Origin of the sequence: Streptomyces sp. NPDC059861, from assembly GCF_042731435.1 — a bacterium.
In the GTDB taxonomy this organism is placed as follows: domain Bacteria; phylum Actinomycetota; class Actinomycetes; order Streptomycetales; family Streptomycetaceae; genus Streptomyces.
On the sequence record NZ_JBHWJQ010000013.1, the window covers coordinates 64,426 to 88,422 of the forward strand.

Genomic DNA, 23,997 nt, shown 5'->3' on the forward strand with positions numbered 1-23,997 from the left:
AGGGGCACCGGTGAACGACCGATACGACGCGGGGTACGGGGACGAGCAGTACGAACTCGTCGGCTACGACGAGTACGGCCGGCCTGTGTACCGGCAGGTGCCGGCCCAGCAGCAGGCCCAGCAGCAGTACGACCCCTACGCGCAGCAGCAGGGCTACGGCTACGACCCGTACGCCACCGGCCAGCAGCAGCCGGTGCCCCCGTACGACGCCTACGGCACCGGCCGGCAGCCGCCCGTGACCTCGTACGACACCTACGACGGGTACGACCCCTACGGGCAGACCGCCACCAGCGGGCAGCAGCCGCGCGTCGCCGAGCAGACCGCCTACATCCCGCAGCAGGCCAGGCCGGCCGAGCCCGGGCAGCGCCAGGAGCCCGGACAGGGTGCCCCCGGTCCCGGGGACGGTCACGGCGGCCACGACGACCGCGGTGACCGGGACTACCGGACGGAGCAGTTCGCCTTCGTCGAGGAGCCCGACCAGGACTCCGAGGACGTCATCGACTGGCTGGCGTTCACCGAGAACCGCACCGAGCGCCGCGAGGAGGCCAAGCGCCGCGCCCGCAGCCGCCTGACCGCCCTGGTCGTCGTACTGGCGCTGGTCGCCGCCGGCGGGGTCGGCTACCTCTGGTACGCCGGGAAGCTGCCGGGCCTGTCCACGCCCGAGGACAAGAAGGGCGGTACGACGTCGGTCGCGGCCCAGAAGCGGGACGTGATCGTCGTGCACCTGCACGACACCAAGAAGGGCGGCACCTCCACGGCGCTGCTCGTCGACAACGCCACCACCAAGCAGGGCACCACCGTCCTGCTGCCCAACTCGCTCGCACTGTCCGGCGACGACGGCACGACGACGCTGGCGAAGTCGGTCGACGACGACGGCTCCTCCGGCACCCGCGAGGCCCTGGACACCGTCCTCGGCACCTCCATCCAGGGCACCTGGCGCCTGGACACCCCCTACCTGCAGAACCTCGTCGACCTCGTCGGCAACGTCGAGGTGGACACCGACGCCGACGTGCCCGACCCGGCCGCCAAGAAGAAGGGCGAGGCGCCGCTGGTCAACAAGGGCGAGGGCCAGACCCTCAGCGGCAAGATGGCCGTCGCCTACGCCACCTACCGCGCCCCGGGCGAGGCCCAGAACGCCCAACTGGAGCGATTCGGACAGGTCATGCACGGGGTGCTGCGCAAGGTGTCGTCCGACGCGCAGGCCGCCACGACCACCGTGCAGACACTGGCGCAGATCCTCGACCCGTCGCTCACCGACAAGGACCTCGGCACCTTCCTCGCGAAGCTGTCCGACCTCGCCAAGAGCGGCGACTTCAAGACCGCCATGCTGCCCGTCCAGACCGACGGCACGCTCAGCGCCGAGGCGAGCGACAGCGTGGTCAAGGACGTCCTCGGCGGCACGGCGAAGAGCCCCGACCAGGACGCGGCCGTCCGGGTCTCGGTGCAGAACGCCACCGGTGTGAAGGACAACGCGGAGAAGGCCCGCGTGGTGCTCCTCAACGGCGGCTTCACCTTCCTGGAGGCCGGTGCGTCGAGCGGCGCCCGGTCCTCGTCCGAGGTCACCTACGCGGACGCCGCCGACAAGCAGAACGCCACCGAGGTCGCCAAGACCCTCGGCCTGCCGGACAGCGCGGTCGCCAAGGGTGAGGTCTCCTCCAACGCGAACGTCTCCGTGGTCCTCGGCCAGGACTACGAGCCGGCCTCCGCCGGGTAATGCGTGGGGCGCCGTCGGCGGTCCGTGAGACCCTTGAGGTCAAGTGACCGCCGACGGAAAGCCATGTAGTGACCGCAACAGACCGTTCCCTCGAGCTCATCAACAGCGCCGCCCAGGCGGCCGCCGACAAGCTCGCCCACGACGTCATCGCCTACGACGTGAGCGATGTGCTGTCGATCACGGACGCCTTCCTGCTCGCGTCCGCGCCCAACGACCGCCAGGTCAAGTCGATCGTGGACGAGATCGAGGAGCGGCTCCAGAAGGAGCTGGGCGCCAAGCCGGTGCGCCGCGAGGGTGACCGGGACTCCCGCTGGATCCTCCTCGACTACGTCGACATCGTCGTGCACGTGCAGCACAGCGAGGAGCGCGTCTTCTATGCCCTGGAGCGGCTGTGGAAGGACTGCCCCGAGCTGGAGCTGCCCGCCGACGCCAAGGCCACCCGCGGCAAGGCCCAGGAGCACGCCCGGCTGAAGGCCGCCGAGGAGGCCGCCGAGACAGGTGGTGACTGGCGGTGAGCAGCACGGGTGAGGTGAGCGCCGCGAGGCCCGGCCGGGGCCGCCGGATCATCCTGTGGCGGCACGGCCAGACCTCCTGGAACGTGGAGCGCCGCTTCCAGGGCTCCACGGACGTGGAGCTCACCGAGGCCGGCGTCGGCCAGGCCCGCCGCGCCGCCCGCCTGCTCGCCTCCCTGAGGCCTGACGCGATCATCGCCTCCGACCTCATGCGGGCCGCGCACACGGCCGCCGAGCTGGCCGCGCTCACCGGCCTGGAGGTGCACCGCGACGAGGCGCTGCGCGAGACGTACGCGGGCGTCTGGCAGGGCCTGACGCACGACGAGATCATCGCCCGGTACGGCGAGGAGTACGCCGCGTGGAAGCGCGGTGAGGCGGTGCGCCGCGGTGGCGGCGAGCTGGAGTCCGAGGTGGCCGACCGCGCCGCCCCGGTCGTGCTCGGGCACGCCGAGAAGCTGCCCGACGACGGCACCCTGGTGGTCGTCAGCCACGGCGGCACGATCCGCACCACCATCGGCCGCCTGCTCGGCCTGGACCCCCACCACTGGGAGAGCCTCGGCGGCCTCTCCAACTGCTGCTGGTCCGTCCTCGGCGAGGGCGCCCGCGGCTGGCGGCTGCTGGAGCACAACGCCGGCACGCTCCCGGAGCCGGTGCTCGGCGACGACGACTGAGCGGTGTGGGCACGGCGGGCATCCGGATTTCGCTTTCCGGCAGGTCGCAGGCTAAAGTTCTTCTTGTTCGCCCCGCCGAGCGGGGCGAAACACCATGCGGCTCCGCCGCGTGGGGGCCAGGGGCTATAGCTCAGTTGGTAGAGCGCCTGCATGGCATGCAGGAGGTCAGGAGTTCAATTCTCCTTAGCTCCACGGACGAATCCCGTCCCCTTCAGGGGGCGGGATTTTTCGTCTTCAGACGTTTGAGCAGTCCTGGCCCATGAGGCGTATACCTCTGTGGAGGCGCCCCAGGCTGCCTGTGGCCGGACTGGTACCCAGGCGTCGCTGACCGTATTGGCCCGGCCGTGGCAGAATCAAACGGCCGGAAGGGGGCGCGGCCCGACGGGAGGGAGTAGCGATGCCTGCGAGCATCCTCGGGGAGGTCGGCCACCTCCTTGGCGAAGCGGCGTTGATACGGGACACGACCACCCGGCTCAGCTGCCCTTCCTGCGGCTCCGCGCATGTCGCCCAGGTTCTCGGCGACAACGGTGGGATCTCCTTCGTGTGCACGGCCTGCGGCCACAGCTGGAGCTGATCGATGGGTGCACACAGGCGGAAGTGCGACTGGTGTGGCAGCGGTACACCGATCGTCCGCGACATGGAACCGGTGAATCCCGACTACCAGTACTGGTGCGAGGAATGCGCACGGGCGCTGATCATAAAAGGCGACCCCATCGAGACGTACCGTGAACTCGAGGGTGAGCCGATCTACGGGCGGCTCCTCGAAGAGCACTGCACGCTCAAGCGGTTCTACTCGTTCGTGACGGCCTGACCCTTTCGGGTGGAAGCGGCGGCGGTCACCAGGACGAGGCAGCCGGTCGCGGCGTAGAGCCCCGACAGCGCGAACTCGGCAGGGCCCTGGTGCAGTTCGGGCCGGCCGGGGGTGTGCGGCACCCACCACAGGGTGTACGAGCAGAAGACCAGCAGCGTGGCGGCGGCGGCCGCGCGCCGGTCACGGACCGCGAGGAGCAGGACCAGCGGCACGCACCAGACCCAGTGGTGCGACCATGACACCGGGCTGACGAGCAGCGCCGTCACGGCGCAGCCGGCCACCGCCCAGGCCCGGTCGCCGCGCAACTCCGCCCGCACCGCCACCGCGAGCCCCGCCGCGGTCACGAGAGCCGCCACGACGGCCCAGAGTGCCCCCGGGTCGGGGGTGTGCAGCAGACGGGCCAGAACCCCGCGCAGCGCCTGGTTGGCGGTCTCCTCGGCGTGCCCGGCCCGGTCCGCCCGGAACACCACGTCGGTCCAGAACCGCCATGAGTCGCGCGGCAGGACGGCTGCCGCGAGGAGCGTCGCCCAGAGGAAACCGGCCGCGGCCCGCCGCGCGTGCCGCAGCCAGGGGCCCTTCCGCCCGCTTGTGTGCGCCACGACGGCGGTGGCCAGCAGGAGGACGGCGAACAGCGCCGGGGTCAGTTTCACGGCCGCCGCGACGCCGATGCCGACGCCCGCCCAGCGGTCGCCCGGCCGCCGGGTGAGGTCCCACAGGACGAGTACGGCGAGCAGCAGGTTGACCTGGCCGTAGCGCAGGGTCGTCCACACCGGCTCGCACCACACGGCCGCCGCCGAGGCCCACCAGGCGGTCTCCACGCGCGCGTGCCCCACGAGCCGCAGGGAGAGGTGCACGAACGCCACCAGCAGGGCGAGGTTCCCGGCGGTGGCCAGCGTGCGCAGGGAACCCGTGTCCAGGAGCGTCAGCGGCATGAACAGCAGGGCGGCGAAGGGCGGGTAGGTGGCGGGCAGTTGGGCTCCGGTCGCGCGCAAGGAGTACAGGTCGCCGCCGGCGCGCACGGTGGCACCCTCGGCCCGGTACACCATCAGGTCGATCATCGAGACGTGCGCGGCCCGCTGTGCGATACAGAACGCCACGAAGGACAGCAGGCAGGCGCCCAGGGCGACGGGCGTCCGGCGGTGGACTGCGGTGGACGTGATCACGGTCACGAGGGCAGACCATATCGGTCGTATCGGTGCAGACAGGAAACGATTTGGTGGAGTGCCCGGTCGACCGTGTAATGTTGGCGTCGCCGCCAGGGAGACCGGCGGAACAGCGCAAGGGGCTATAGCTCAGTTGGTAGAGCGCCTGCATGGCATGCAGGAGGTCAGGAGTTCAATTCTCCTTAGCTCCACAAGCAGATCCCATCGGATTCGACCCGGTGGGATCTTTGCGTTTCCCCGGGTGTTCGAGGGGGTTCGGGGCCGCCTGCTTACAGGCGGCCCCTTCGTCTGCCGTCAGCGGCCGAGGGCGCGGCGGCCGCGGCCCTGGGACAGGACCGGGAGGTTGTTGCGGGCCGGTGCCCGCTCCGCCTGCTCCTCGATACGCAGGGCGAGAGCCGGGCAGCGGCGGACCGCGCGCAGCGCCTTGTCCTCGGCGCGGCGCGGTACCTGGGCCTGGGCGACGGTGGGGAATCCGTCGGCGCCGAGCTCGAAGACCTCCGGGAGGATGTCGGCGCACAGGCCGTGGCCCCGGCACAGCGTCCAGTCGACGTAGATCTTCTGGCGGCTGGGGCCGTTCTCCTCACCGGCGCCGCCCGGGATGCCCGTCGGGGCACGGCCGCCCTCGAAGAGCGGCAGCACGCCCTGCACGGGCCGTCCGCAGCCGTTGCCGAGGACATGGGCCGCCAGGTCGTCGGTGAAGGCCTTGACGGTCGACTCCAGGAACATCGCGGAGCCGTCGGGGTGCGAACACGCACCGCGCCGCTTGACGTTCTTGGCGACCTGCTTCAGCGCCTCCAGGGCGGCGGGGCCACCGCCGTTGAGGATGTCCTCCAGGCCGCGCGCGGCGGCGGGCAGGCCGAGGTAGCAGGGGCCGCACTGGCCCGCGCTCTCCTCCGCCAGCCACTGGGCGACCCGCAGCGACTCGCCCAGGGGGCAGGTGTCCTGGGTGATCGGGAGGATCGCGCCGGCGCCCAGCGAACCGCCCACGGCGTCCAGCGAGTTGCGGGACACGATCGCCTCGTTGACCGTCGCCGCGTCGATCCACTTGCCGTGGTAGCCGCCGGTCAGCACGCCCTGCGGGACCGGCGGGGCGCCGGCGAGCTGCAGGACGTAGCGGAGGGGCACACCGGTGGGCACCTCGATGACCATGGGGCGGGCGACGGCGCCGGAGACCGTCAGCATGACGGTGCCCGGCTCGTCGTAGAGGCCGGTGTTGCCGTAGCGCTCCGGGCCGATGCGGGCGGCGATCGCCAGCTGGGCGAACGTCTCGGCGTTGGACAGCAGGGTGGGCGCGCCGCCGACGCCGCTCTGCGAGGCGCTGATCTTGCGGCCGGGCGGGATGGCCGGGCCGCCGTCGATGGAGCGGATCAGGGAGGCGGCGGCGCCGGTGACCATGCGGACCGGGTTGCGTTGCACGCGGGCCCGCAGGACCGACCGGCGGCCGTTGCTGAGGCCGCGTTCGGCGAGCGCGGCCTCCATGGAGCGTTGCGTGGACTCACGGGTGACCCCCACCACGAGTGTGCGGGCGCCCATCGCCTCGGCGCACAGCAGGGCACCGTCCAGGATCAGGTGCGGAGCACGGTTGATCAGCACCGTGTCCTTGCGGCAGGCCGGTTCGTCCTCGCTGCCGTTGACGACGACGACCGGCCGGACGCCGCGCTTGATCGCCGCTTCGGCGACCGAGCGCAGCTTCTTGTGGAAGGGGAAGCCCGCGCCGCCGCGGCCCCTGAGGTTGATGCGCTCGGCGAGCTGCGCGAGCTGCTCGCCGCCCAGTGGTTCGAGCGGCCCGTGCACCTTGAGGTGCATGGGCAGATCGAGTCGTTCGACAAGGTCGAAGCCCGACGTGAGCTGAGGAAGGCCGACCACGCGGACTTCTGGGACGTCGGGCAGGGCCTCGTTCACTTAAAGCCTCCGGAAGGCGTGTTCCAAGGTTCGCCCGAACCCGGTGCGTCGAAGTCGTAGGACGCACCGGGCAGTGTTTCAGTGGCGGGACCGCTGTTGTTGTACGTGTCGTCCGGGTAGTACGTGCCGAAGGCCGCGTTCATCTCACCGGTGTCGTACACGTCACTCGATCCATAGCCGGCCGCGCCCGAATTGCCATAGGCCGGGATGTTGTATCCCGTGTCCTGGAGCGGGTCGTAGGCCGACGGGGGCGCCTCGCCGACCGGCGGCGGGGACGGGATCGGCCATGATCCGGACGGGCTCTCCAGGCGCGGGAAGGCCTCCGTGGGCTGGTGGTCCGGCACCTCCATGCGGGCGGTCTGGTCGGCGAACGACTGCTGGGTCCGAGGGGTGTTGCCGACGGCGCGGTAGGCGGCGGCGAAACCGCCCGTGGTCTCCGCCGCGGAAGGGCGTGCGGATGCCCCGGAGGGGGCGTACGACGGGGCCGTGGGGCCGGCCGCCGGGCGCTGCCTCTCGTAACCGGGGAGCGCCTTCTCGTAGCCCGGCAGGGCGGACTCGCCGGCCACCCGCGCGCGGCTCGCGTCCAGGTCCTCGCGGCCCGGCGGCTGCTGGGTGCCGAGGAGGGCGCCCACCCGGTCGGCGACCTGGCGCTTGACCGAGCGGGGTGCCGAGCGCAGGGCGAGGGCGGCCATCACGGCGACCAGGGACAGGCCGTAGAGGGTCACGAAGACCGGCTTGGCCTCGCGGCCCGCGAACAGGCCGTGGACCAGCGCCGCGCACCAGGCCGGGTAGGCCAGGTTGTGCATCGCCCGCCAGCGCGAGGCGACCGGCGCCGGGGAGGCGAAGGCGCCGCGCAGCGCGCCGGTGATGCCGACGAAGATCATCAGCAGGGCGGCCGCCGAGCCGAGCCCGATCAGTCCCGCGCTGCCGGCGACGCCGAGCGAGAACGGGATGATCACGGCGAGGAAGCCGACGTGGTCGAGCGCGAGCTTGGTCGTGATGTGCAGCAGCAGGAACGCGATCGAGGCGACCGCCATCGTCCGGTGCACCGCCTGCCCGAGGATTCGCTGGCGCGCGTTGAGCAGGATCCGGTCCTGGGCGAAGAGGCCCCAGAGCACCGAACCGGTGAGGGTCACGAGGGACAGGACGCCCGCACCGAAGTCCAAGAACTCGCGGAACTGATCACCTCCGACCAGCACGGCGACGGGTATGAGCACAAGGGTGACAGCGGTCGCGACCCCATAGGCCGATCGGCCAGGCTGGGGCAGCGAGCTGGTACTACGTCGAGGGTTCATGGGGGCAACTCCGAGCGGATTCGGGAAAGCGGTCCCGCGCCGCACTCTAAGTCGCGCCCAAACCGATGGGTACGAGGTTTGAGTTATTGCGTTGTTATCAAACGACGATGTGCTCGCAGTTCTGCCCCTTAGTGGCCGTTACGCGGAGTGCTTTTTGACCGGCGTTCAAGTCCGTCGCGGTCGGCGCGGCGGCTGCGGTACCCTGACGCCATGCGTGCCGTACGCCTTCTGCTTAGCGGGCCGCGCTGATCAGTCCCGGCCACCGGATGAGTCGAGTGGCCGGAGTCGGCGCGGCGTCCCCTCCTGTGCGAGGGGATTTTTCGTTTCTGAAGAATCACAGCCGCTGGCAGAGACGATCGATGGAGCTTTGAGGATCATGAGCGAGACGAACCCCGCAGCCACCCCTGGCATGTCGGTGGATGCCGCGCCGCACCGCTACACGGCCGCCATGGCAGCCGAGATCGAGGCACGCTGGCAGGACTTCTGGGACGCCGAGGGCACCTACGCCGCGCCGAACCCGAAGGGTGACCTGGCGGGCGACCCCGAGATCGTCGCGCGGCCCAAGAAGTTCATCATGGACATGTTCCCGTACCCCTCCGGTGCGGGGCTGCACGTCGGCCACCCCCTGGGGTACATCGCCACCGACGTCTTCGCGCGCTTCCAGCGCATGACCGGCCACAACGTGCTGCACACCCTGGGCTTCGACGCCTTCGGCCTGCCCGCCGAGCAGTACGCCGTGCAGACCGGCACGCACCCGCGCGTGTCCACCGAGGCCAACATGGAGAACATGAAGGTCCAGCTGCGCCGGCTGGGCCTGGGCCACGACAAGCGCCGGTCGTTCGCCACGATCGACCCGGACTACTACCGGTGGACCCAGTGGATCTTCCTGCAGATCTTCAACTCCTGGTACGACGACGAGGCGAAGAAGGCCCGCCCGATCGCGGAGCTGGTCGCCCAGTTCGAGAGCGGTGAGCGCGCGCTGCCCGGCGGGCGCTCCTGGAACGAGCTGAGCGCCGGCGAGCGCGCCGACGTGCTGGGCGAGTACCGCCTGGCCTACGCCTCGGATGCGCCGGTCAACTGGTGCCCGGGCCTGGGCACGGTCCTGGCCAACGAGGAAGTCACCGCCGACGGCCGCTCCGAGCGCGGCAACTTCCCCGTCTTCAAGGCCAAGCTGCGCCAGTGGAACATGCGCATCACCGCCTACGCCGACCGGCTGCTGGACGACCTGGAGGCGCTGGACTGGCCCGAGGCCATCAAGCTGCAGCAGCGCAACTGGATCGGCCGCTCCGAGGGCGCCCGCGTCGACTTCCCGATCGACGGCGAGCACATCACGGTCTTCACCACGCGCCAGGACACCCTGTTCGGCGCGACCTACATGGTGCTGGCGCCCGAGCACCCGCTGGTCGAGAAATTCACCCCGGACCAGTGGCCCGAGGGCACCCACCAGATGTGGACCGGTGGTCACCGGACCCCGGCCGAGGCCGTCGCCGCGTACCGCGCGCAGGCCGCCGCCAAGTCCGACGTCGAGCGGCAGGCCGAGGCCAAGGACAAGACCGGTGTCTTCACGGGCGCGTTCGCGACCAACCCGGTCAACGGCGAGCGGGTCCCGGTCTTCATCGCCGACTACGTCCTGATGGGCTACGGCACCGGCGCGATCATGGCCGTCCCGGCGCACGACAGCCGCGACTTCGCCTTCGCCCGCGCCTTCGAGCTGCCGATGCGATGCGTCGTCGAGCCCTCCGACGACCGGGGAACCGACGCCTCGGCCTGGGAGGACGCCTTCGCCTCGTACGACGCGAAGATCGTCAACTCGTCCGGCGAGGACGTCTCCCTGGACGGTCTGGGGGTCGTCGACGCCAAGGCGCGCATCACGGAGTGGCTGGAGCGCAAGGGCATCGGTGAGGGCACCGTCAACTTCCGGCTGCGCGACTGGCTGTTCAGCCGGCAGCGATACTGGGGCGAGCCGTTCCCGATCGTGTACGACGAGGCGGGCATCGCGCACGCCCTGCCCGAGTCGATGCTGCCGCTGGAGCTGCCGGAGGTCGAGGACTACTCGCCGCGCACCTTCGACCCGGACGACGCCGACACCCAGCCCGAGACGCCGCTGTCGCGCAACGAGGACTGGGTCAACGTCACGCTGGACCTGGGCGACGGCCCGAAGAAGTACCGCCGCGAGACCAACACCATGCCCAACTGGGCCGGTTCCTGCTGGTACGAGCTGCGCTACCTGGACCCGCACAACAGCGAGCGGCTGGTCGACCCCGAGATCGAGCAGTACTGGATGGGCCCGCGCGAGGGCCAGCCGCACGGTGGCGTCGACCTGTACGTCGGCGGCGCCGAGCACGCCGTGCTGCACCTGCTGTACGCCCGCTTCTGGTCCAAGGTGCTGTACGACCTGGGGCACGTCTCGTCCGCCGAGCCGTTCCACCGGCTGTTCAACCAGGGCATGATCCAGGCCTACGTCTACCGGGACGGCCGCGGCATCGCCGTGCCGGCCGCCGAGGTGGAGGAGCGCGACGGCGCCTACTACTACGAGGGCGAGCAGGTAACCCGGCTGCTGGGCAAGATGGGCAAGTCCCTGAAGAACGCGGTCACTCCGGACGAGATCTGCGCCGAGTACGGCGCCGACACGCTGCGGCTGTACGAGATGGCCATGGGCCCGCTGGACGTGTCGCGGCCGTGGGACACGCGCGCGGTGGTGGGCCAGTACCGGCTGCTGCAGCGGCTGTGGCGCAACATCGTCGACGAGACGAGCGGCGACGTGACCGTGGTCGACGCCGAGCCCGACGAGGACACGCTGCGTGCCCTGCACAAGGCCATCGACGGTGTCCGCGGCGACCTGGAGGGACTGCGGTTCAACACCGCGATCGCCAAGGTCACCGAGCTGAACAACACCCTGACCAAGGCGGGCGGCGCGGTGCCCCGGCCGGTCGCCGAGGCGCTGGTCCTGATGGTCGCGCCGCTGGCGCCGCACATCGCCGAGGAGCTGTGGCGGCGGCTGGGGCACACCGGCTCGGTCGTCCACGCGGACTTCCCCGTCGCCGACCCCGCGTACGTCGTGGACGAGACCGTGACCTGTGTGGTGCAGGTCAAGGGCAAGGTCAAGGCGCGGCTGGAGGTGCCCCCGGCGATCTCCGACGAGGAGCTGGAGAAGGTGGCGCTGGCCGACGAGAAGGTCGTCGCGGCGCTGGGCGGGGCCGGGATCCGGAAGGTGATCGTGCGGGCGCCGAAGCTGGTGAACATCGTTCCGGCGTAGGGGCGATCCTTTCGGCGCGGATGTCCGGGGGCAGTGAGGCCCCTGCTCCGGGTCGTCCCCTACGGGATGGTTCGGGGTGCTCTGCGGGCAGGTTCGGGGTTCTTCCGGAACTCCGGGCCTGCCCGTTGCGTTTACCGTTGAAGAGGAGCGCGGTGTGTGCCGCGGCCGGTTCGGAGGAGGAGCGTCGTGGAAGCAGTGATCATGGTGTTCGCCCTGCTCTTCGTGCTCTTCCTGGGCCTGGGCGCGTACGCCACGGTCAAGGTGGTCGGTGCCGCCAAGCGCGGCGTGGACCGCACCCTCACGCAGGCCCGTCGTACGGTCGAGGACCACACGCTGCGGGCCAAGTCCTTCACCCAGGCGGGCCCCGTGGGCGAGATCGCCCAGCTCCGGCTGAAGCTGCGCACGTCGATGCGGGCCACCCAGGACACGCTGCAGGCGGGCGCGGCCGAGGACGAGTCCCTGAAGGAGGCGCTCGGCCTGTTCCAGCGCCTCAGCGCCCATGGGCACGAACTGGACGCCGAGCTCAGGCGCCTGGAGTCCGAGCCGGACCGCGCGACGCTCGCCGGGCGGCTGCCCGAGCTGCGCGACCGCACCGCGCGCATCACGCACTCGGCGGAGTCGCTGCGCTGGGCCGCCCGGGACCGCGCAGGGCGCTTCGCCGACGACGACCTGGACGCGCTGAGCGCGCAGATCGACGTGGAGAGCGGGGCGCTGCGGCACTGGACGACGACGGACTCCACCGCGACCCCGCCGCCGTGGCCCGAGGCCCCGCCCACCGACGCCCCGAGCGCGCAGCAGACCTGGCCGGACACACCGCGTACGGCCGAGGAGCCGACGCGCCCCGCCATCACTCCGCCGGGACCGCGCCCCACGTACCCCTGGCAGAAGAAGCCCCGCCCCGAGAGCACGACCTGAGCAGGTGGCGTCGGCCCGGTGGCCCGCGCGGTGCGCGCGGGTTCGGCGTGGCTTGCGCGCACATGTTCCGTGCAGGTGAGAGGCCCGGGCTGCCACCCGGGCGCTACGGCAGGTAACCTCCAGCTCATGTCCCGCCATGTCGCGATCGTCACCGATTCAACGGCCTACCTGCCGCCCCGGACGATGGAGCGCCACGGCATCACAGCGGTCCCCCTGACCGTGGTCCTCGGCGACCGCGCGCTGGAAGAGGGCACCGAGATCTCGACCCGTTCGCTGGCCCAGGCGCTGCAGAAGCGACGCCCCGTCACCACCTCGCGCCCCAGCCCCCAGCTGTTCGCCGAGACCTACCGGAAGGCCGCCGAGGCGGGCGCCACGGCCATCGTCTCCCTGCACCTGTCGGCCGAGCTGTCGGGCACGTACGACGCGGCGGTCCTCGCGGCACGCGAAGCGCCGGTGCCGGTACGGGTGGTGGACACCGGCATGATCGCGATGGCGCTGGGTTTCTGCGCGCTGGCCGCGGCGGAGGCGGCGCAGTCGGGCGGCACGGTCGACGAGGCGGTCACGGCCGCGGAGAAGCGGGCCTCCGGCACCTCGGCGTACTTCTACGTCGACACCCTCGACTATCTGCGGCGCGGCGGCCGGATCGGCACCGCCCAGGCGTTCTTCGGGTCCGCGCTCGCCGTGAAGCCGCTGTTGCAGCTGGACGGAGGCCGGATCGAGCTGCTGGAGAAGGTCCGGACGGCGTCGAAGGCCATCGCCCGGCTGGAGGAGATCGTGGCCGACCGGGCGGGGGATGCGCCGGTGGACATCGCGGTGCACCATCTGGCCGCGGCGGACCGCGCGTCGGCACTGGCGGACCGGGTGCGGGGGCGGGTGCCGGGGCTGGCGGACCTGCATGTGAGTGAGGTGGGGGCCGTGATCGGGGCGCACACGGGGCCGGGGTTGCTGGGGGTCGTGGTTTCGGCGCGGTGAGGGGGCCCATCTCTTGAACGGTTCTTGAGCGGATTCTTGAGCGGTCTCACCCGTGTGGGTGGTGGAGATATCCACAACCGGGCGGTCGTCCCCGGGAATTGAGCAAGATCATCGTGAGGATGCCGGTGGCCGCATCCTCGTCGCATGGCACTTCGATCACACACCCGCGCAGCATCCGTGACGAGCGGCCCCGGCCGCCGACCCGCCTCCGACGGCCGTACGGCACACCGTCGTCGCCACACTCCCGCCCTGGCCCGCGCCCGGCACCGGCACGCCTCGGCGGAGGAGCTCCGGCGCCGCGCCGGGGTGCTCTTCGGCGAACGCGCCGGCAAGTGGCGGGAGTCGGGAGCGGGACCACCGGGTGACGCCGGTGCGGACGGCGCCGCGGCCGTGCCTGGCGCCACGGAGGGCCGGCGGGAGCGGGCCGCGCTCGCACTGCGGGAGCGGATGCCGGTGTGGTTGCAGGCGCGGTGCGGCCTGGAGCGCAGGAGCGTGGTGGCGCTCACCGTGCTGCTCGTCGTCGTCGCGGGGTTCGCCGTCCAGCACTTCTGGGCCGGGCGGACGCAGTCCGTGCGGGCGCCCGAGGTGGTCAGCGCGGCGGCGCCGTTCGGGCAGCCGCCGGACGGCGAGCCGAGCACCGCCGCGGGCACGGCGACGGATCCGCCCGGCGCGGCCACCGGCACGCCGGTCGCCGAGATCGTCGTGGACGTGAGCGGAAAGGTGCGCGAGCCCGGAATCCATCGTCTGCCGGTCGGCTCACGGGTCGCCGACGCCCTGAAGGCGGCCGGCGGCGTGCGGCCGGGCACGGACGTCGAGGGTCTGAACCGGGCCCGGTTCCTGGTGGACGGCGAGCAGGTGGTCGTCGGGGGCCCCGCGGCCGTCCCGGCGGCCCCGGCCGGGGGAGTACCGGCGGGCGGGGCGGGTGCGCCCGCGGCCCCCGTCTCCCTCAACACCGCCACGGTCGAGCAGCTGGACACCCTCCCCGGCGTCGGTCCCGTGCTGGCGCAGCACATCGTCGACTACCGCACCCAGCACGGCGGTTTCCGCTCGGTGGACGAGCTGCGGGAGGTCAACGGCATCGGTGAACGGCGCTTCGCCGACCTACGGGATCTCGTACGGCCATGAGGCGCTCCGAGGACGTCCAGGGTGTGCGCTCCTCCGTCCACGAGGCTGCCCCGAGCCGCCTCGGTGCGGCGCACCCACGGCAGGAAGGCCCGACGGACCTGCGGCTCGTGCCGCCCGCCCTGGCCGCCTGGGCGACGGCGGCCCTGGCGCCGGACGCCTCGCCGGGGCTGCTGACCGGGGTGGCCGTGGCCGGCCTGGTCGTGGCGTGCGGGCTGCTGCTCGGTGCCGTTCCGGCAGTGGGCGTCCGGTCGCGTGCTCCCGTCGCCGCCGTGCTGCTCTGCGTCGCGGCGGCGGCCGTCTCGGCCGGGCTGCACGGAGCCGATCTGCGCCGGGGACCGGTGCCGGGGCTGGCGGAGCGGTTCGCCACGGTGACCGCGGAGATCGCGGTCACCTCCGATCCCCGGCTCACGCGGCCGAGGGTCACCGGGAACCACCTGGCCCCGGTGTCCGTACTGGCGAAGGCGGAGGTGCGCGGCGTGGAGGAGACGGCCGGGGCGAGGGCGGTGACGCGGACGCCCGTGCTGGTGATCGTCGACGTGAGGGCGGCCGGGCGGCGGGAGTGGCTCGGGCTGCTGCCCTCCACGCGGGTGAGGGTGACCGGGCGGCTGGCACCCGCCCTGGTGGGCGGGGACCGGATCGCGGCCGTGCTGCGCGTGCGGGACCGGGCCGGGCCGGAGGTGGTGGGGGAGCCGTCGGGGGCCCAGCGGTTCGCGGGGCGGTTGCGGGCGGGACTGCGCGAGGCCACGGACGGGCTGCCGGCGGACGCGCGGGCGCTGCTGCCGGGGCTGGTCGTCGGGGACACCGCGCGGATCACCCCGGAGCTGGACGCGGCCTTCAAGGAGACCGACCTGGCCCACACGCTCGCCGTGTCCGGGAGCAACCTCACGATCATCCTCGCCCTGCTGCTGGGACCGCCAGGTCTGGCGCAGCGCAGTGAGCGGCGAGGCCTCGCACCCAGGCTCGGCATCTCGCTGCGGACGACGGCGGTGTTCGGCGGAGCCCTCACTCTGGCGTTCGTCGTCGTGTGCAGACCGGACCCGAGCGTGCTGCGGGCCGCGGCCTGCGGAGCCGTGGCGCTGCTGGCCCTCGCGACCGGCCGCCGCAAGTCGCTGATCCCGGCGCTGGCGACCGCCGTACTGCTGCTGGTGCTCTACGATCCGTGGCTGGCCCGCAGTTACGGCTTCCTGCTCTCCGTGCTGGCCACGGGTGCCCTGCTCACCCTGGCGCCCCGGTGGAGCAGCGCGTTGCGCGGGCGCGGGGTGCCGCCTCGGCTCGCGGAGGCGCTGGCCGCGGCGGGGGCGGCGCAGGCGCTGTGCGCGCCGGTGGTGGCGGTGCTGTCGGCGCGGGTGAGCCTGGTGGCGGTGCCGTGCAACCTGCTCGTGGAGTTCGCGGTCGCGCCGGCCACCGTGCTGGGCTTCGCGGCACTGGCGGTGGCGCCGGTGACGATGCCGGTGGCCAAGGCGCTGGCATGGTGCGCGAGTTGGCCGGCCGGGTGGATCGCGGACGTCGCCCGGAGCGGGGCGGCGCTGCCCGGTGCCGGGGTGGACTGGCCCGGTGGCTGGGGTGGGGCGGCGCTGCTCGCCCTCGTCACGGTGGCCGTCGTGGTCGCCGGCCGGCGGCTGCTGCGGCACCCGTGGCTGTGCGTGGGCTGCGGGGTGCTGCTGGTGCTGGCGGTGGTGCAGCCGCCACCGCTGGCCTCCGTCGTCACGGGCTGGCCGCCGCGGGGATGGCGGCTGGCGATGTGCGACGTGGGCCAGGGCGACGCGACCGTGCTCGCCGCCGGGCCGGGCACGGGGGTCGTCGTGGACGCCGGGCCCGACCCGGGACTGGTGGACCGGTGCCTGCGCGACCTCGGCATCACCCGTGTCCCGCTGGTGGTCCTCACCCACTTCCACGCCGACCATGTGGCCGGGCTGCCGGGCGTGCTGCGGGGGCGGGCCGTGGGGGCGATCGAGACGACCGGCTTCGAAGAGCCCGTCGACCAGGCGGAGTTCGTCCACGGTCAGGCGGCGGCGCGGGGGATCCCGGTCACACGTGCCCTGGCCGGCGAGCGGCGGCGTACGGGGGACCTGTCCTGGCAGGTCCTGTGGCCGCCGGCAGCGTCACCGGCGCCGGAGGGCGCGAACGACGCCAGCGTCGCGATGCTCGTACGGTCGGCGGGCCTGCGGATGCTGCTGCTCGGGGATCTCGAACCCCCGGCCCAGCGGGCACTGTTGCGGACACCTGCGGCGGCGCTGGTGGGCGGCGTGGACGTGCTGAAGGTCGCGCATCACGGCTCGGCCTACCAGGACCCGGAGCTGATACGCCGGGCCGCGCCGCGGCTGGCGCTGGTCTCCTGCGGTGCGGACAACCCGTACGGCCACCCGGCTCCCAGTACGGTCGCAGCGCTGCGGGACGGGGGCGCGACGGTGCTGCGGACGGATGTGGACGGGGCGATGGCGGTGGTGGAGGCGGGCGCGGGGTTGCGCGTGGCGCGAGACTGAGGGCATGAATTCCGCACAGGTCGACGCCTGTCTCAGCCGCCTCGGGGTCCGGCGCCCGGCATGGCCCACCATCGACGTCCTGCGTGAACTGTAACGGCGACATCTGCAGACGGTCCCCTTCGAGAACCTGGCGATCCACCTCGGCGAGGAGATCGTGCTGGAGGAGAAGCGGCTGCTGGACATGGTGGTGGGGCCGGGGCGGGGCGGGTTCTGCTACGAACTGCGGGGCGGGTTCTGCTACGAACTGAACGGGGCCTTGGGGGCGCTGCTCGCCGCGCTGGGGTACGACGTCTCGCTGCTGGCGGGGCGGGTCCACGGGGCGGGTCCACGGGGAGGGCGGGCGGCTCGGGATCCCTTACGACCACCTCGCGCTGCGGGTGCGGACGGTGGACGCGGGGGAGTGGCTGGCCGACGTCGGGTTCGGCGCGCTCAGCCACTACCCGTTGGTCTTCGAGGAGGGGCGGGAACAGGAGGACCCCGGGGGCGCTTTCCGGGTCGCCCGGGCGGGGCCGGACGCGGCGGGCGCGCGGGGTGCCGTTCTGGCGGGCGGCGGGGCCGGAACCCCCGACGTGGACCTGGTCAGGGACGGCAGTCCCGTGTACCGGCTGGAGATGCGGCCGCGGGTGCTCCGGGACTTCGTGGCCGGGGCCTGGTGGCACAGCACCTCGCCGGAGTCGCACTTCGTGCAGTCGCTGGTGTGCTCCCGGCTCACGGAGGACGGCGGGCGGCTCACGCTCAGCGGGCGGCAGCTGAAGATGACGGCCCCGGACGGGACGCGGGACACACGGGAGCTGGGGACGGACGAGGAGGTGCTGGCCGTGTACCGGGAGCGGTTCGGGATCGGGCTGGGCCGGGTGCCGGTGGTGCGGGGGAGCGGGGGCGGGGAGGGCTGACCTGCGTACTCGCGGGCCGGGGCGGTGCCGGAAGATGGCTGGCGTGAGTGATGTGAGACATGTGCTGGTGCTGCCCGACCGTGATGCCGCGCAGGAGGTGGCGGAGGCGCTCGGGGAGCGGTTCGGGCTGCGTGAGGAGCCGCTGCTGGTGCGGGACGCGCTGGCCGGGGAGGACGACGCCGAGGACGCGCAGTGGCTGGTGGTGCTGCGGGACGAGGACGGTCGGCTGGACGCGGGGGAGCTGGACGAGTTCGCGGCGGAGTGGGAGGGGTGGCGGGAGGAGCCGTAGGCCGAGGGGCCGGTGCGGGGTCGTCGACCGCCGACGGGTGGGTGTCAGCCGGCGGGGTCGGTGTCCGTCGGCGAGGCCGGTGTCCGTCGGCTGGGTCTTCGCCGCTGACGGAGTCGTTGTCAGTGGCGCGTGGGATGCTGTGCGGGATGGCCAGGAAGACTGCTCAAGACGACCCTCTCGCCCCCGTGACGCTTGCCGTGGGCCAGGAGGATCTCCTGCTCGACCGTGCCGTGCGGGAGGTGGTGGTCGCCGCCAGGGCCGCCGACGCCGACACGGACGTGCGTGACCTGACGCCGGACCAGCTCCAGCCGGGCACGCTCGCGGAGTTGACCAGCCCGTCGCTGTTCGCGGAGCGCAAGGTCGTCGTCGTGCGCAACGCGCAGGATCTGTCGGCCGACACGATCAAGGACGTGAAGGCGTATCTGGGAGCGCCCGCCGAGGAGATCACGCTCGTGCTGCTGCACGCCGGCGGGGCCAAGGGCAAGGGGTTGCTGGACGCCGCGCGCAAGGCGGGGGCGCGGGAGGTGGCGTGCCCGAAGATGACCAAGCCGGCGGACCGGCTGGCGTTCGTGCGGGGCGAGTTCCGCGCGCTGGGGCGGTCGGCGACGCCGGAGGCCTGCCAGGCGCTCTGCGACTCGATCGGCAGCGATCTGCGGGAGCTGGCGTCGGCCGTGTCCCAGCTGTGCGCGGACATGGAGAGCACGATCGACGAGGCGGTGGTCGGGCGGTACTACACGGGGCGGGCCGAGGCGTCGAGCTTCACGGTCGCCGACCGGGCGGTCGAGGGGCGGGCGGCGGAGGCGCTGGAGGCGCTGCGGTGGTCGCTGGCGACCGGGGTGGCGCCGGTGCTGATCACCAGCGCGCTGGCGCAGGGCGTGCGGGCGATCGGGAAGCTGTCGTCCGCGCGGGGTGGCCGTCCGGCCGATCTGGCGCGGGAGCTGGGGATGCCGCCGTGGAAGATCGACCGGGTGCGGCAGCAGATGCGTGGCTGGACGCCGGACGGGGTGGCGGTGGCGCTGCGGGCGGTCGCCGAGGCCGACGCGGGCGTGAAGGGGGGCGGCGACGATCCTGAGTACGCCTTGGAGAAGGCGGTCGTGACGATCGCACGGGCGGCGCGGTCGCGAGGGCGCGGCTAGAGCCGTGGCCGCGGCCCGCCAGCGGACGCGGCGACGGTCCGGGGGCGGCATGCCGAAGGCCCCGGTGCTCGCTCTGGGGAAGAGCGGGTGCCGGGGCCTGCGAATCAAGCTGCTGGATTCGCGCCCGCGTGGCGAACGCAGGCCGCGCGCGAATCCGTGTGTGCCGGTCGGGGGCGGATGAGAGAGGGCCCGCCCTGGGTCCTTCCGGCGATCAGATCAGTGAAGGGTTCAGCCCTTGAGCGCGGTGACCTTGGAAGCAAGCGCCGACTTCTTGTTGGCGGCCTGGTTCTTGTGGATGACGCCCTTGGAGACGGCCTTGTCGAGCTGACGCGCGGCAGCGCGCTGGTACTCGGTGGCCTTCTCGACGTCACCCGCGGCAGCAGCCTCGCGGGCCTTGCGGATCGCGGTCTTCAGGGAGGACTTGACGGCCTTGTTGCGCAGCCGGGCCTTCTCGTTGGTCTTGATCCGCTTGATCTGGGACTTGATGTTCGCCACGAATGAGCCTTTTCAGGTTCAGGCGCGGGGCCGGAACGACTCCGGGACCCGTGCCAGGTGATTTCTTAGGACGCGCCTCGTGCTGAGAGGGCATGAGGCACATCCGCCCACGGTACCAGCGGCGCCCCTGGTGGCCCAAACCGGTCCCCGGTCGCCGCCCATGGGACCATGGAGGCTACGTAACGATCCGACCCGAGGCATAAGGCGCCTCAAGAGACAGGACCCTGCGTGCCCGCGACCCCTAACCATGTGCCCGAGCCGAGCCGTACCGACCCGGCTCTGATCCGCAATTTCTGCATCATCGCGCACATCGACCACGGCAAGTCCACACTCGCCGACCGGATGCTCCAGCTGACCGGTGTGGTCGAGCAGCGGCAGATGCGTGCTCAGTACCTCGACCGGATGGACATCGAGCGCGAGCGCGGCATCACGATCAAGTCCCAGGCCGTGCGCCTGCCCTGGGCTCCCACCCAGGACCCGGGCAGCACGCACATCCTCAACATGATCGACACCCCGGGGCACGTCGACTTCACCTACGAGGTCTCGCGGTCGCTCGCCGCCTGCGAGGGGACCGTCCTCCTCGTGGACGCCGCCCAGGGCATCGAGGCCCAGACCCTCGCCAACCTGTACCTGGCGATGGAGAACGACCTCACCATCATCCCCGTGCTGAACAAAATCGACCTTCCGGCCGCGCAGCCGGACAAGTTCGCCGAGGAGCTGGCGAACCTGGTCGGGTGCGAGCCCGACGACGTGCTGCGGGTCTCCGCCAAGACCGGGCTCGGCGTCGACGCGCTGCTCGACAGGGTGGTCCGGGAGGTCCCGCCGCCGGTCGGCGTCAAGGACGCCCCCGCCCGCGCCATGATCTTCGACTCGGTCTACGACTCCTACCGGGGCGTCGTCACCTATGTCCGGGTCATCGACGGCCAGCTCAACAAGCGCGAGCGCATCCGGATGATGTCCACGGGCGCGACCCACGAGCTGCTGGAGATCGGCACCAACTCGCCCGAGATGCTGGGCGCCGACGGCCTCGGCGTCGGCGAGGTGGGCTACCTCATCACCGGGGTGAAGGACGTCCGCCAGTCCAAGGTCGGTGACACCGTCACCAGCCAGGCGAAGGGCGCGACCGAGGCCCTCGGCGGGTACAAGGACCCCAAGCCGATGGTCTTCTCCGGCCTGTATCCGCTGGACGGCTCCGACTATCCCGAGCTGCGCGAGGCCCTCGACAAGCTCCAGCTCAACGACGCCGCGCTGGTGTACGAGCCGGAGACCTCCGCCGCGCTCGGCTTCGGTTTCCGCGTCGGCTTCCTCGGCCTGCTGCACCTCGATGTGATCCGTGAGCGGCTGGAGCGCGAGTTCGGCCTCGACCTCATCGCCACCGCGCCGAACGTGGTCTACCGCGTGGTGATGGAGGACCGCACCGAGCACATCGTGACCAACCCGAGCGAGTTCCCCGAAGGCAAGATCAGCGAGGTCTACGAGCCGGTGGTCCGGGCCACCATCCTGGCGCCGACCGAGTTCATCGGCTCGATCATGGAGCTGTGCCAGACCCGGCGCGGCACTCTGCTCGGCATGGACTACCTCTCCGAGGACCGCGTCGAGATCCGCTACACACTGCCCCTCGCGGAGATCGTCTTCGACTTCTTCGACCAGCTGAAGTCCAAGACCCGCGGCTACGCCTCCCTCGACTACGAGCCCACGGGCGAGCAGACCTCCAGCCTGGTCAAGGTCGACATCCTGCTGCACGGCGACAAGGTCGACGCCTTCTCGGCGATCACCCACAAGGACGCCGCGTACGCCTACGGGGTGCGGCTCGTCGCCAAGCTGCGCGAGCTGATCCCGCGGCAGGCCTTCGAGGTGCCCATCCAGGCCGCCGTCGGTTCGCGGGTGATCGCCCGCGAGACCATCCGCGCCATCCGCAAGGACGTCCTCGCCAAGTGCTACGGCGGTGACATCTCCCGAAAGCGGAAGCTGCTGGAGAAGCAGAAGGAAGGCAAGAAGCGGATGAAGATGGTCGGTTCTGTGGAGGTTCCGCAGGAGGCCTTCATCGCGGTGCTGTCCAGCGATGACAGCGCGGCGTCGGGCAAGAGCAAGAAGTAGCCGGCGTCAACGAGGGGCTGCCTCGCACATCACGCAAACAGGGGCCTGCCGTACGTGACGGCGGGCCCCTGTCGCATGCGTACGGCTGTGCTTCTGGAGGAAGTGACAAAGCGCGGACACTTACGCAGTGGCCGGTAGGCATCTACCCTGATCCCTGCTCGATAGTTACTCGCGAGTTAAACAACGGCTCGCGAGCGAAAACTGCCGCATTGAAGGCGCAAGACGCCCTGAGCCAGCCGCACCGTCGCGGGCCCCGGAGGATGTCGTGAGCGACACACAGACCTTGATCGAGAACCGTCCGCCGTCCGTCGCGGGCCTCTTCCTGGAGCGGGTTTCGGCCACCCCGGACGCCGAGGCCTACCGCTATCCGGTCCCGCCGGCCTCGGGGCAGGGGCCGGACGACTGGAAGTCGCTGAGCTGGGGGCAGGCCGCCGAGCGGGTGTACGCGATCGCCGCCGGACTGATCGAGCTGGGTGTCGAGCCGGAGCAGCGGGTCGCGCTGGCCTCGGCCACCCGGATCGAGTGGATCCTCGCCGACTTCGGCATCATGTGCGCGGGCGCGGCCACCACCACGATCTATCCGCAGACCAACGCCGAGGAGTCGGCGTACATCCTCGCGGACTCCGGCAGCCGGGTGCTCGTCGCGGAGAACGCCGAGCAGCTGGCCAAGGCGCAGGAGAGGCGCGCCGAACTGCCCGAGCTCACGCATGTCGTCGTCATCGACGCGCAGGGCGTGGAGACCGGCGACGGGGTGCTCAGCCTGGCCGAGCTGGAGGCGCTGGGCGCGGCCCGGTTGCAGAAGGAGCCCAGCCTGGTCAAGGAGCGGGTCGGCGCGATCACCAAGGACCAGCTGGCCACCCTGATCTACACCTCCGGTACGACCGGCCGGCCCAAGGGTGTCCGGCTCCCGCACGACAACTGGTCGTACATGGCGAAGGCGATCGCCTCGACCGGGCTGCTCGGGCCGGACGACGTGCAATACCTCTGGCTGCCGCTCGCGCACGTCTTCGGCAAGGTGCTGACCTCCGGGCACGTCGAGGTCGGGCACATCACCGCCGTCGACGGGCGGGTCGACAAGATCATCGAGAATCTGCCGGTGGTGCGGCCGACGTACATGGCGGCCGTGCCGCGGATCTTCGAGAAGGTCTACAACGGTGTCGCCGCGAAGGCCCGGGCCGGTGGCGCCGCCAAGTACAAGATCTTCCAGTGGGCGGCGGGTGTCGCGCGCGAGTACGCGAAGGTCACGCAGGACAACTTCCGGCGCACCGGGACCGCGTCGGCGCCGTTCGCGCTGGCGTCGAAGCACAAGGTGGCCGACGCGCTCGTCTACTCCAAGCTGCGGGACGCCTTCGGTGGGCAGCTGCGGGCGTGTGTGTCCGGGTCGGTGGCGCTGGCGCCCGAGATCGGCTACTTCTTCGCCGGCGCCGGCATCCACATCCTGGAGGGGTACGGCCTGACCGAGTCGTCGGCCGCGTCCTTCGTGAACCCGGGTGAGGCGTACCGGACCGGCACGGTCGGCAAGCCGCTGCCCGGGACCGAGGTGCGGATCGCCGAGGACGGCGAGATCCTGCTGCGCGGGCCCGGGATCATGGAGGGGTACCACGGGCTGCCCGAGAAGACCGCCGAGGTGCTGGAGCCGGACGGCTGGTTCCACACCGGGGACATCGGTGAGCTGTCGCCCGACGGGTATCTGCGGATCACCGACCGCAAGAAGGACCTGTTCAAGACCTCGGCCGGGAAGTACGTGGCGCCGAGCGAGGTCGAGGGCGCGTTCAAGTCGGTGTGCCCGTACGTCTCCAACATCCTGGTGCACGGCGCCGACCGGAACTTCTGCACCGCGCTGATCGCGCTCGACGAGGCGTCGATCATGCAGTGGGCCCAGGAGAACGGGCTGGAGGGCAAGCCGTACGCCGAGGTGGTCGCCGCGCCGGCGACCCTGGCGATGGTCGAGGGGTATGTGCAGCAGCTCAACGCCGGGCTGCAGCGCTGGCAGACGATCAAGAAGTTCCGGCTGCTGCCCCGGGATCTGGACGTGGAGCACGGGGAGATCACGCCGAGCCTGAAGCTGAAGCGGCCCGTGGTGGAGCGCGAGTACCAGCATCTGCTGGAGGAGATGTACGAGGGGACGCGCGAGGCGTAAGGGGACGCTGAGGGGACGCACGCGCGGTCGGCCGTTCCGAGGGCCGGTCGCGCGTACGCGGTCGTGCTGTATATGGACACAGGCCCGCGCCCCGGGGTTGGTTTGCGCCTCCCCTGTACGCACGGCTG

The 23,997-nt window shown here is 71.8% G+C and carries 18 protein-coding genes, 2 tRNA genes and 1 pseudogene; 17 read left to right on the forward strand and 4 right to left on the reverse strand.

The genetic code is table 11. The annotated features are described in order from the left end of the window. The first annotated feature begins 10 nt into the window (after positions 1-10). The 6 genes from ACFV6X_RS14270 (at position 11) to ACFV6X_RS14295 (ending at position 3,708) form a co-directional block, all read left to right on the forward strand. On the forward strand, positions 11-1,714 hold the full coding sequence (locus ACFV6X_RS14270; protein WP_385382455.1) for an LCP family protein: 1,704 nt from the start codon (positions 11-13) through the stop codon (positions 1,712-1,714). A gap of 68 nt (positions 1,715-1,782) precedes the next feature. Continuing rightward, positions 1,783-2,229, forward strand: a complete 447-nt coding sequence (rsfS, locus tag ACFV6X_RS14275; protein WP_365448926.1) for a ribosome silencing factor — start codon at positions 1,783-1,785, stop codon at positions 2,227-2,229. Continuing rightward, complete coding sequence (locus tag ACFV6X_RS14280; protein ID WP_385382699.1) at positions 2,220-2,897, forward strand: histidine phosphatase family protein; 678 nt, start codon at positions 2,220-2,222, stop codon at positions 2,895-2,897. The genes rsfS and ACFV6X_RS14280 overlap by 10 nt, the downstream gene beginning before the upstream one ends. Positions 2,898-3,016: 119 nt before the next feature. Beyond that, a tRNA-Ala gene (locus ACFV6X_RS14285) sits at positions 3,017-3,089 on the forward strand. A 205-nt stretch (positions 3,090-3,294) separates the two neighbouring features. Beyond that, positions 3,295-3,471 (forward strand): hypothetical protein, encoded by a 177-nt coding sequence (locus tag ACFV6X_RS14290; protein WP_385382459.1) that lies wholly within the window; start codon positions 3,295-3,297, stop codon positions 3,469-3,471. A gap of 3 nt (positions 3,472-3,474) precedes the next feature. Beyond that, positions 3,475-3,708, forward strand: coding sequence for a hypothetical protein (locus tag ACFV6X_RS14295; RefSeq protein WP_003976229.1), 234 nt, complete (start codon positions 3,475-3,477; stop codon positions 3,706-3,708). Here the strand turns inward: ACFV6X_RS14295 and ACFV6X_RS14300 are convergent. Next, positions 3,687-4,877 (reverse strand): glycosyltransferase 87 family protein, encoded by a 1,191-nt coding sequence (locus ACFV6X_RS14300; RefSeq protein ID WP_385382462.1) that lies wholly within the window; start codon positions 4,875-4,877, stop codon positions 3,687-3,689. The genes ACFV6X_RS14295 and ACFV6X_RS14300 overlap by 22 nt on opposite strands. Before the next feature lie 112 nt (positions 4,878-4,989). On the opposite strand from ACFV6X_RS14300, the gene ACFV6X_RS14305 reads away from it, so the two are divergent. Continuing rightward, positions 4,990-5,062 (forward strand) — tRNA-Ala (locus tag ACFV6X_RS14305). A gap of 103 nt (positions 5,063-5,165) precedes the next feature. Here the strand turns inward: ACFV6X_RS14305 and ACFV6X_RS14310 are convergent. Further along, positions 5,166-6,773 carry an NADH-ubiquinone oxidoreductase-F iron-sulfur binding region domain-containing protein gene (locus ACFV6X_RS14310; protein ID WP_385382465.1) on the reverse strand — a complete coding sequence of 536 codons (1,608 nt, stop codon included), beginning with the start codon at positions 6,771-6,773 and terminating at the stop codon, positions 5,166-5,168. Further along, positions 6,770-8,068, reverse strand: coding sequence for a cytochrome b/b6 domain-containing protein (locus ACFV6X_RS14315; RefSeq protein WP_385382468.1), 1,299 nt, complete (start codon positions 8,066-8,068; stop codon positions 6,770-6,772). Before ACFV6X_RS14315 ends, ACFV6X_RS14310 begins: the two co-directional genes overlap by 4 nt. 376 nt (positions 8,069-8,444) lie before the next feature. On the opposite strand from ACFV6X_RS14315, the gene leuS reads away from it, so the two are divergent. From leuS to holA, 8 genes and pseudogenes are all read left to right on the forward strand, one after another. Continuing rightward, a complete protein-coding gene (gene leuS, locus ACFV6X_RS14320) occupies positions 8,445-11,324 on the forward strand; it encodes a leucine--tRNA ligase (protein WP_385382471.1) in 2,880 nt (959 codons plus the stop codon). A 186-nt stretch (positions 11,325-11,510) separates the two neighbouring features. Next, positions 11,511-12,239: a hypothetical protein gene (locus tag ACFV6X_RS14325; RefSeq protein WP_385382474.1), complete on the forward strand. Its 729-nt coding sequence runs from the start codon at positions 11,511-11,513 to the stop codon at positions 12,237-12,239. A gap of 126 nt (positions 12,240-12,365) precedes the next feature. Beyond that, on the forward strand, positions 12,366-13,211 hold the full coding sequence (locus ACFV6X_RS14330; protein ID WP_385382477.1) for a DegV family protein: 846 nt from the start codon (positions 12,366-12,368) through the stop codon (positions 13,209-13,211). 144 nt (positions 13,212-13,355) lie between these two features. Continuing rightward, the gene (locus ACFV6X_RS14335) at positions 13,356-14,336 is read left to right on the forward strand and encodes a helix-hairpin-helix domain-containing protein (RefSeq protein WP_385382480.1); all 981 of its coding nucleotides are present in this window, start codon (positions 13,356-13,358) and stop codon (positions 14,334-14,336) included. Then, entirely contained in the window at positions 14,333-16,819 is a 2,487-nt protein-coding gene (locus ACFV6X_RS14340) for a ComEC/Rec2 family competence protein (protein ID WP_385382483.1), read from the forward strand. The genes ACFV6X_RS14335 and ACFV6X_RS14340 overlap by 4 nt, the downstream gene beginning before the upstream one ends. A 103-nt stretch (positions 16,820-16,922) precedes the next feature. Beyond that, positions 16,923-17,712, forward strand: a pseudogene (locus tag ACFV6X_RS14345) (arylamine N-acetyltransferase). Positions 17,713-17,755: 43 nt separating this feature from the next. Beyond that, the gene (locus ACFV6X_RS14350) at positions 17,756-18,001 is read left to right on the forward strand and encodes a hypothetical protein (RefSeq protein WP_385382486.1); all 246 of its coding nucleotides are present in this window, start codon (positions 17,756-17,758) and stop codon (positions 17,999-18,001) included. Positions 18,002-18,147: 146 nt separating this feature from the next. Beyond that, the gene (holA, locus tag ACFV6X_RS14355) at positions 18,148-19,137 is read left to right on the forward strand and encodes a DNA polymerase III subunit delta (protein ID WP_385382488.1); all 990 of its coding nucleotides are present in this window, start codon (positions 18,148-18,150) and stop codon (positions 19,135-19,137) included. Positions 19,138-19,365: 228 nt separating this feature from the next. Here the strand turns inward: holA and rpsT are convergent, their stop codons facing one another. After that, positions 19,366-19,632: a 30S ribosomal protein S20 gene (gene rpsT, locus ACFV6X_RS14360; RefSeq protein ID WP_019074070.1), complete on the reverse strand. Its 267-nt coding sequence runs from the start codon at positions 19,630-19,632 to the stop codon at positions 19,366-19,368. A 228-nt stretch (positions 19,633-19,860) separates the two neighbouring features. Between rpsT and lepA the strand changes: the two genes are divergently transcribed. Beyond that, on the forward strand, positions 19,861-21,729 hold the full coding sequence (lepA, locus tag ACFV6X_RS14365; protein ID WP_385382491.1) for a translation elongation factor 4: 1,869 nt from the start codon (positions 19,861-19,863) through the stop codon (positions 21,727-21,729). Positions 21,730-21,994: 265 nt separating this feature from the next. Next, positions 21,995-23,869, forward strand: a complete 1,875-nt coding sequence (locus ACFV6X_RS14370; RefSeq protein ID WP_385382494.1) for an AMP-dependent synthetase/ligase — start codon at positions 21,995-21,997, stop codon at positions 23,867-23,869. The last annotated feature ends 128 nt before the right edge of the window (positions 23,870-23,997 follow it).

Bases quoted from the DNA above. Each gene is read 5' to 3' on its own strand.
- ACFV6X_RS14335 (WP_385382480.1), top strand. From the start codon at position 13,356: ATGGCACTTCGATCACACACCCGCGCAGCATCCGTGACGAGCGGCCCC.
- ACFV6X_RS14340 (WP_385382483.1), top strand. From the start codon at position 14,333: ATGAGGCGCTCCGAGGACGTCCAGGGTGTGCGCTCCTCCGTCCACGAG.
- ACFV6X_RS14315 (WP_385382468.1), bottom strand. From the start codon at position 8,068: ATGAACCCTCGACGTAGTACCAGCTCGCTGCCCCAGCCTGGCCGATCG.
- ACFV6X_RS14295 (WP_003976229.1), top strand. From the start codon at position 3,475: ATGGGTGCACACAGGCGGAAGTGCGACTGGTGTGGCAGCGGTACACCG.
- holA (WP_385382488.1), top strand. From the start codon at position 18,148: ATGGCCAGGAAGACTGCTCAAGACGACCCTCTCGCCCCCGTGACGCTT.
- ACFV6X_RS14290 (WP_385382459.1), top strand. From the start codon at position 3,295: ATGCCTGCGAGCATCCTCGGGGAGGTCGGCCACCTCCTTGGCGAAGCG.
- ACFV6X_RS14330 (WP_385382477.1), top strand. From the start codon at position 12,366: ATGTCCCGCCATGTCGCGATCGTCACCGATTCAACGGCCTACCTGCCG.
- leuS (WP_385382471.1), top strand. From the start codon at position 8,445: ATGAGCGAGACGAACCCCGCAGCCACCCCTGGCATGTCGGTGGATGCC.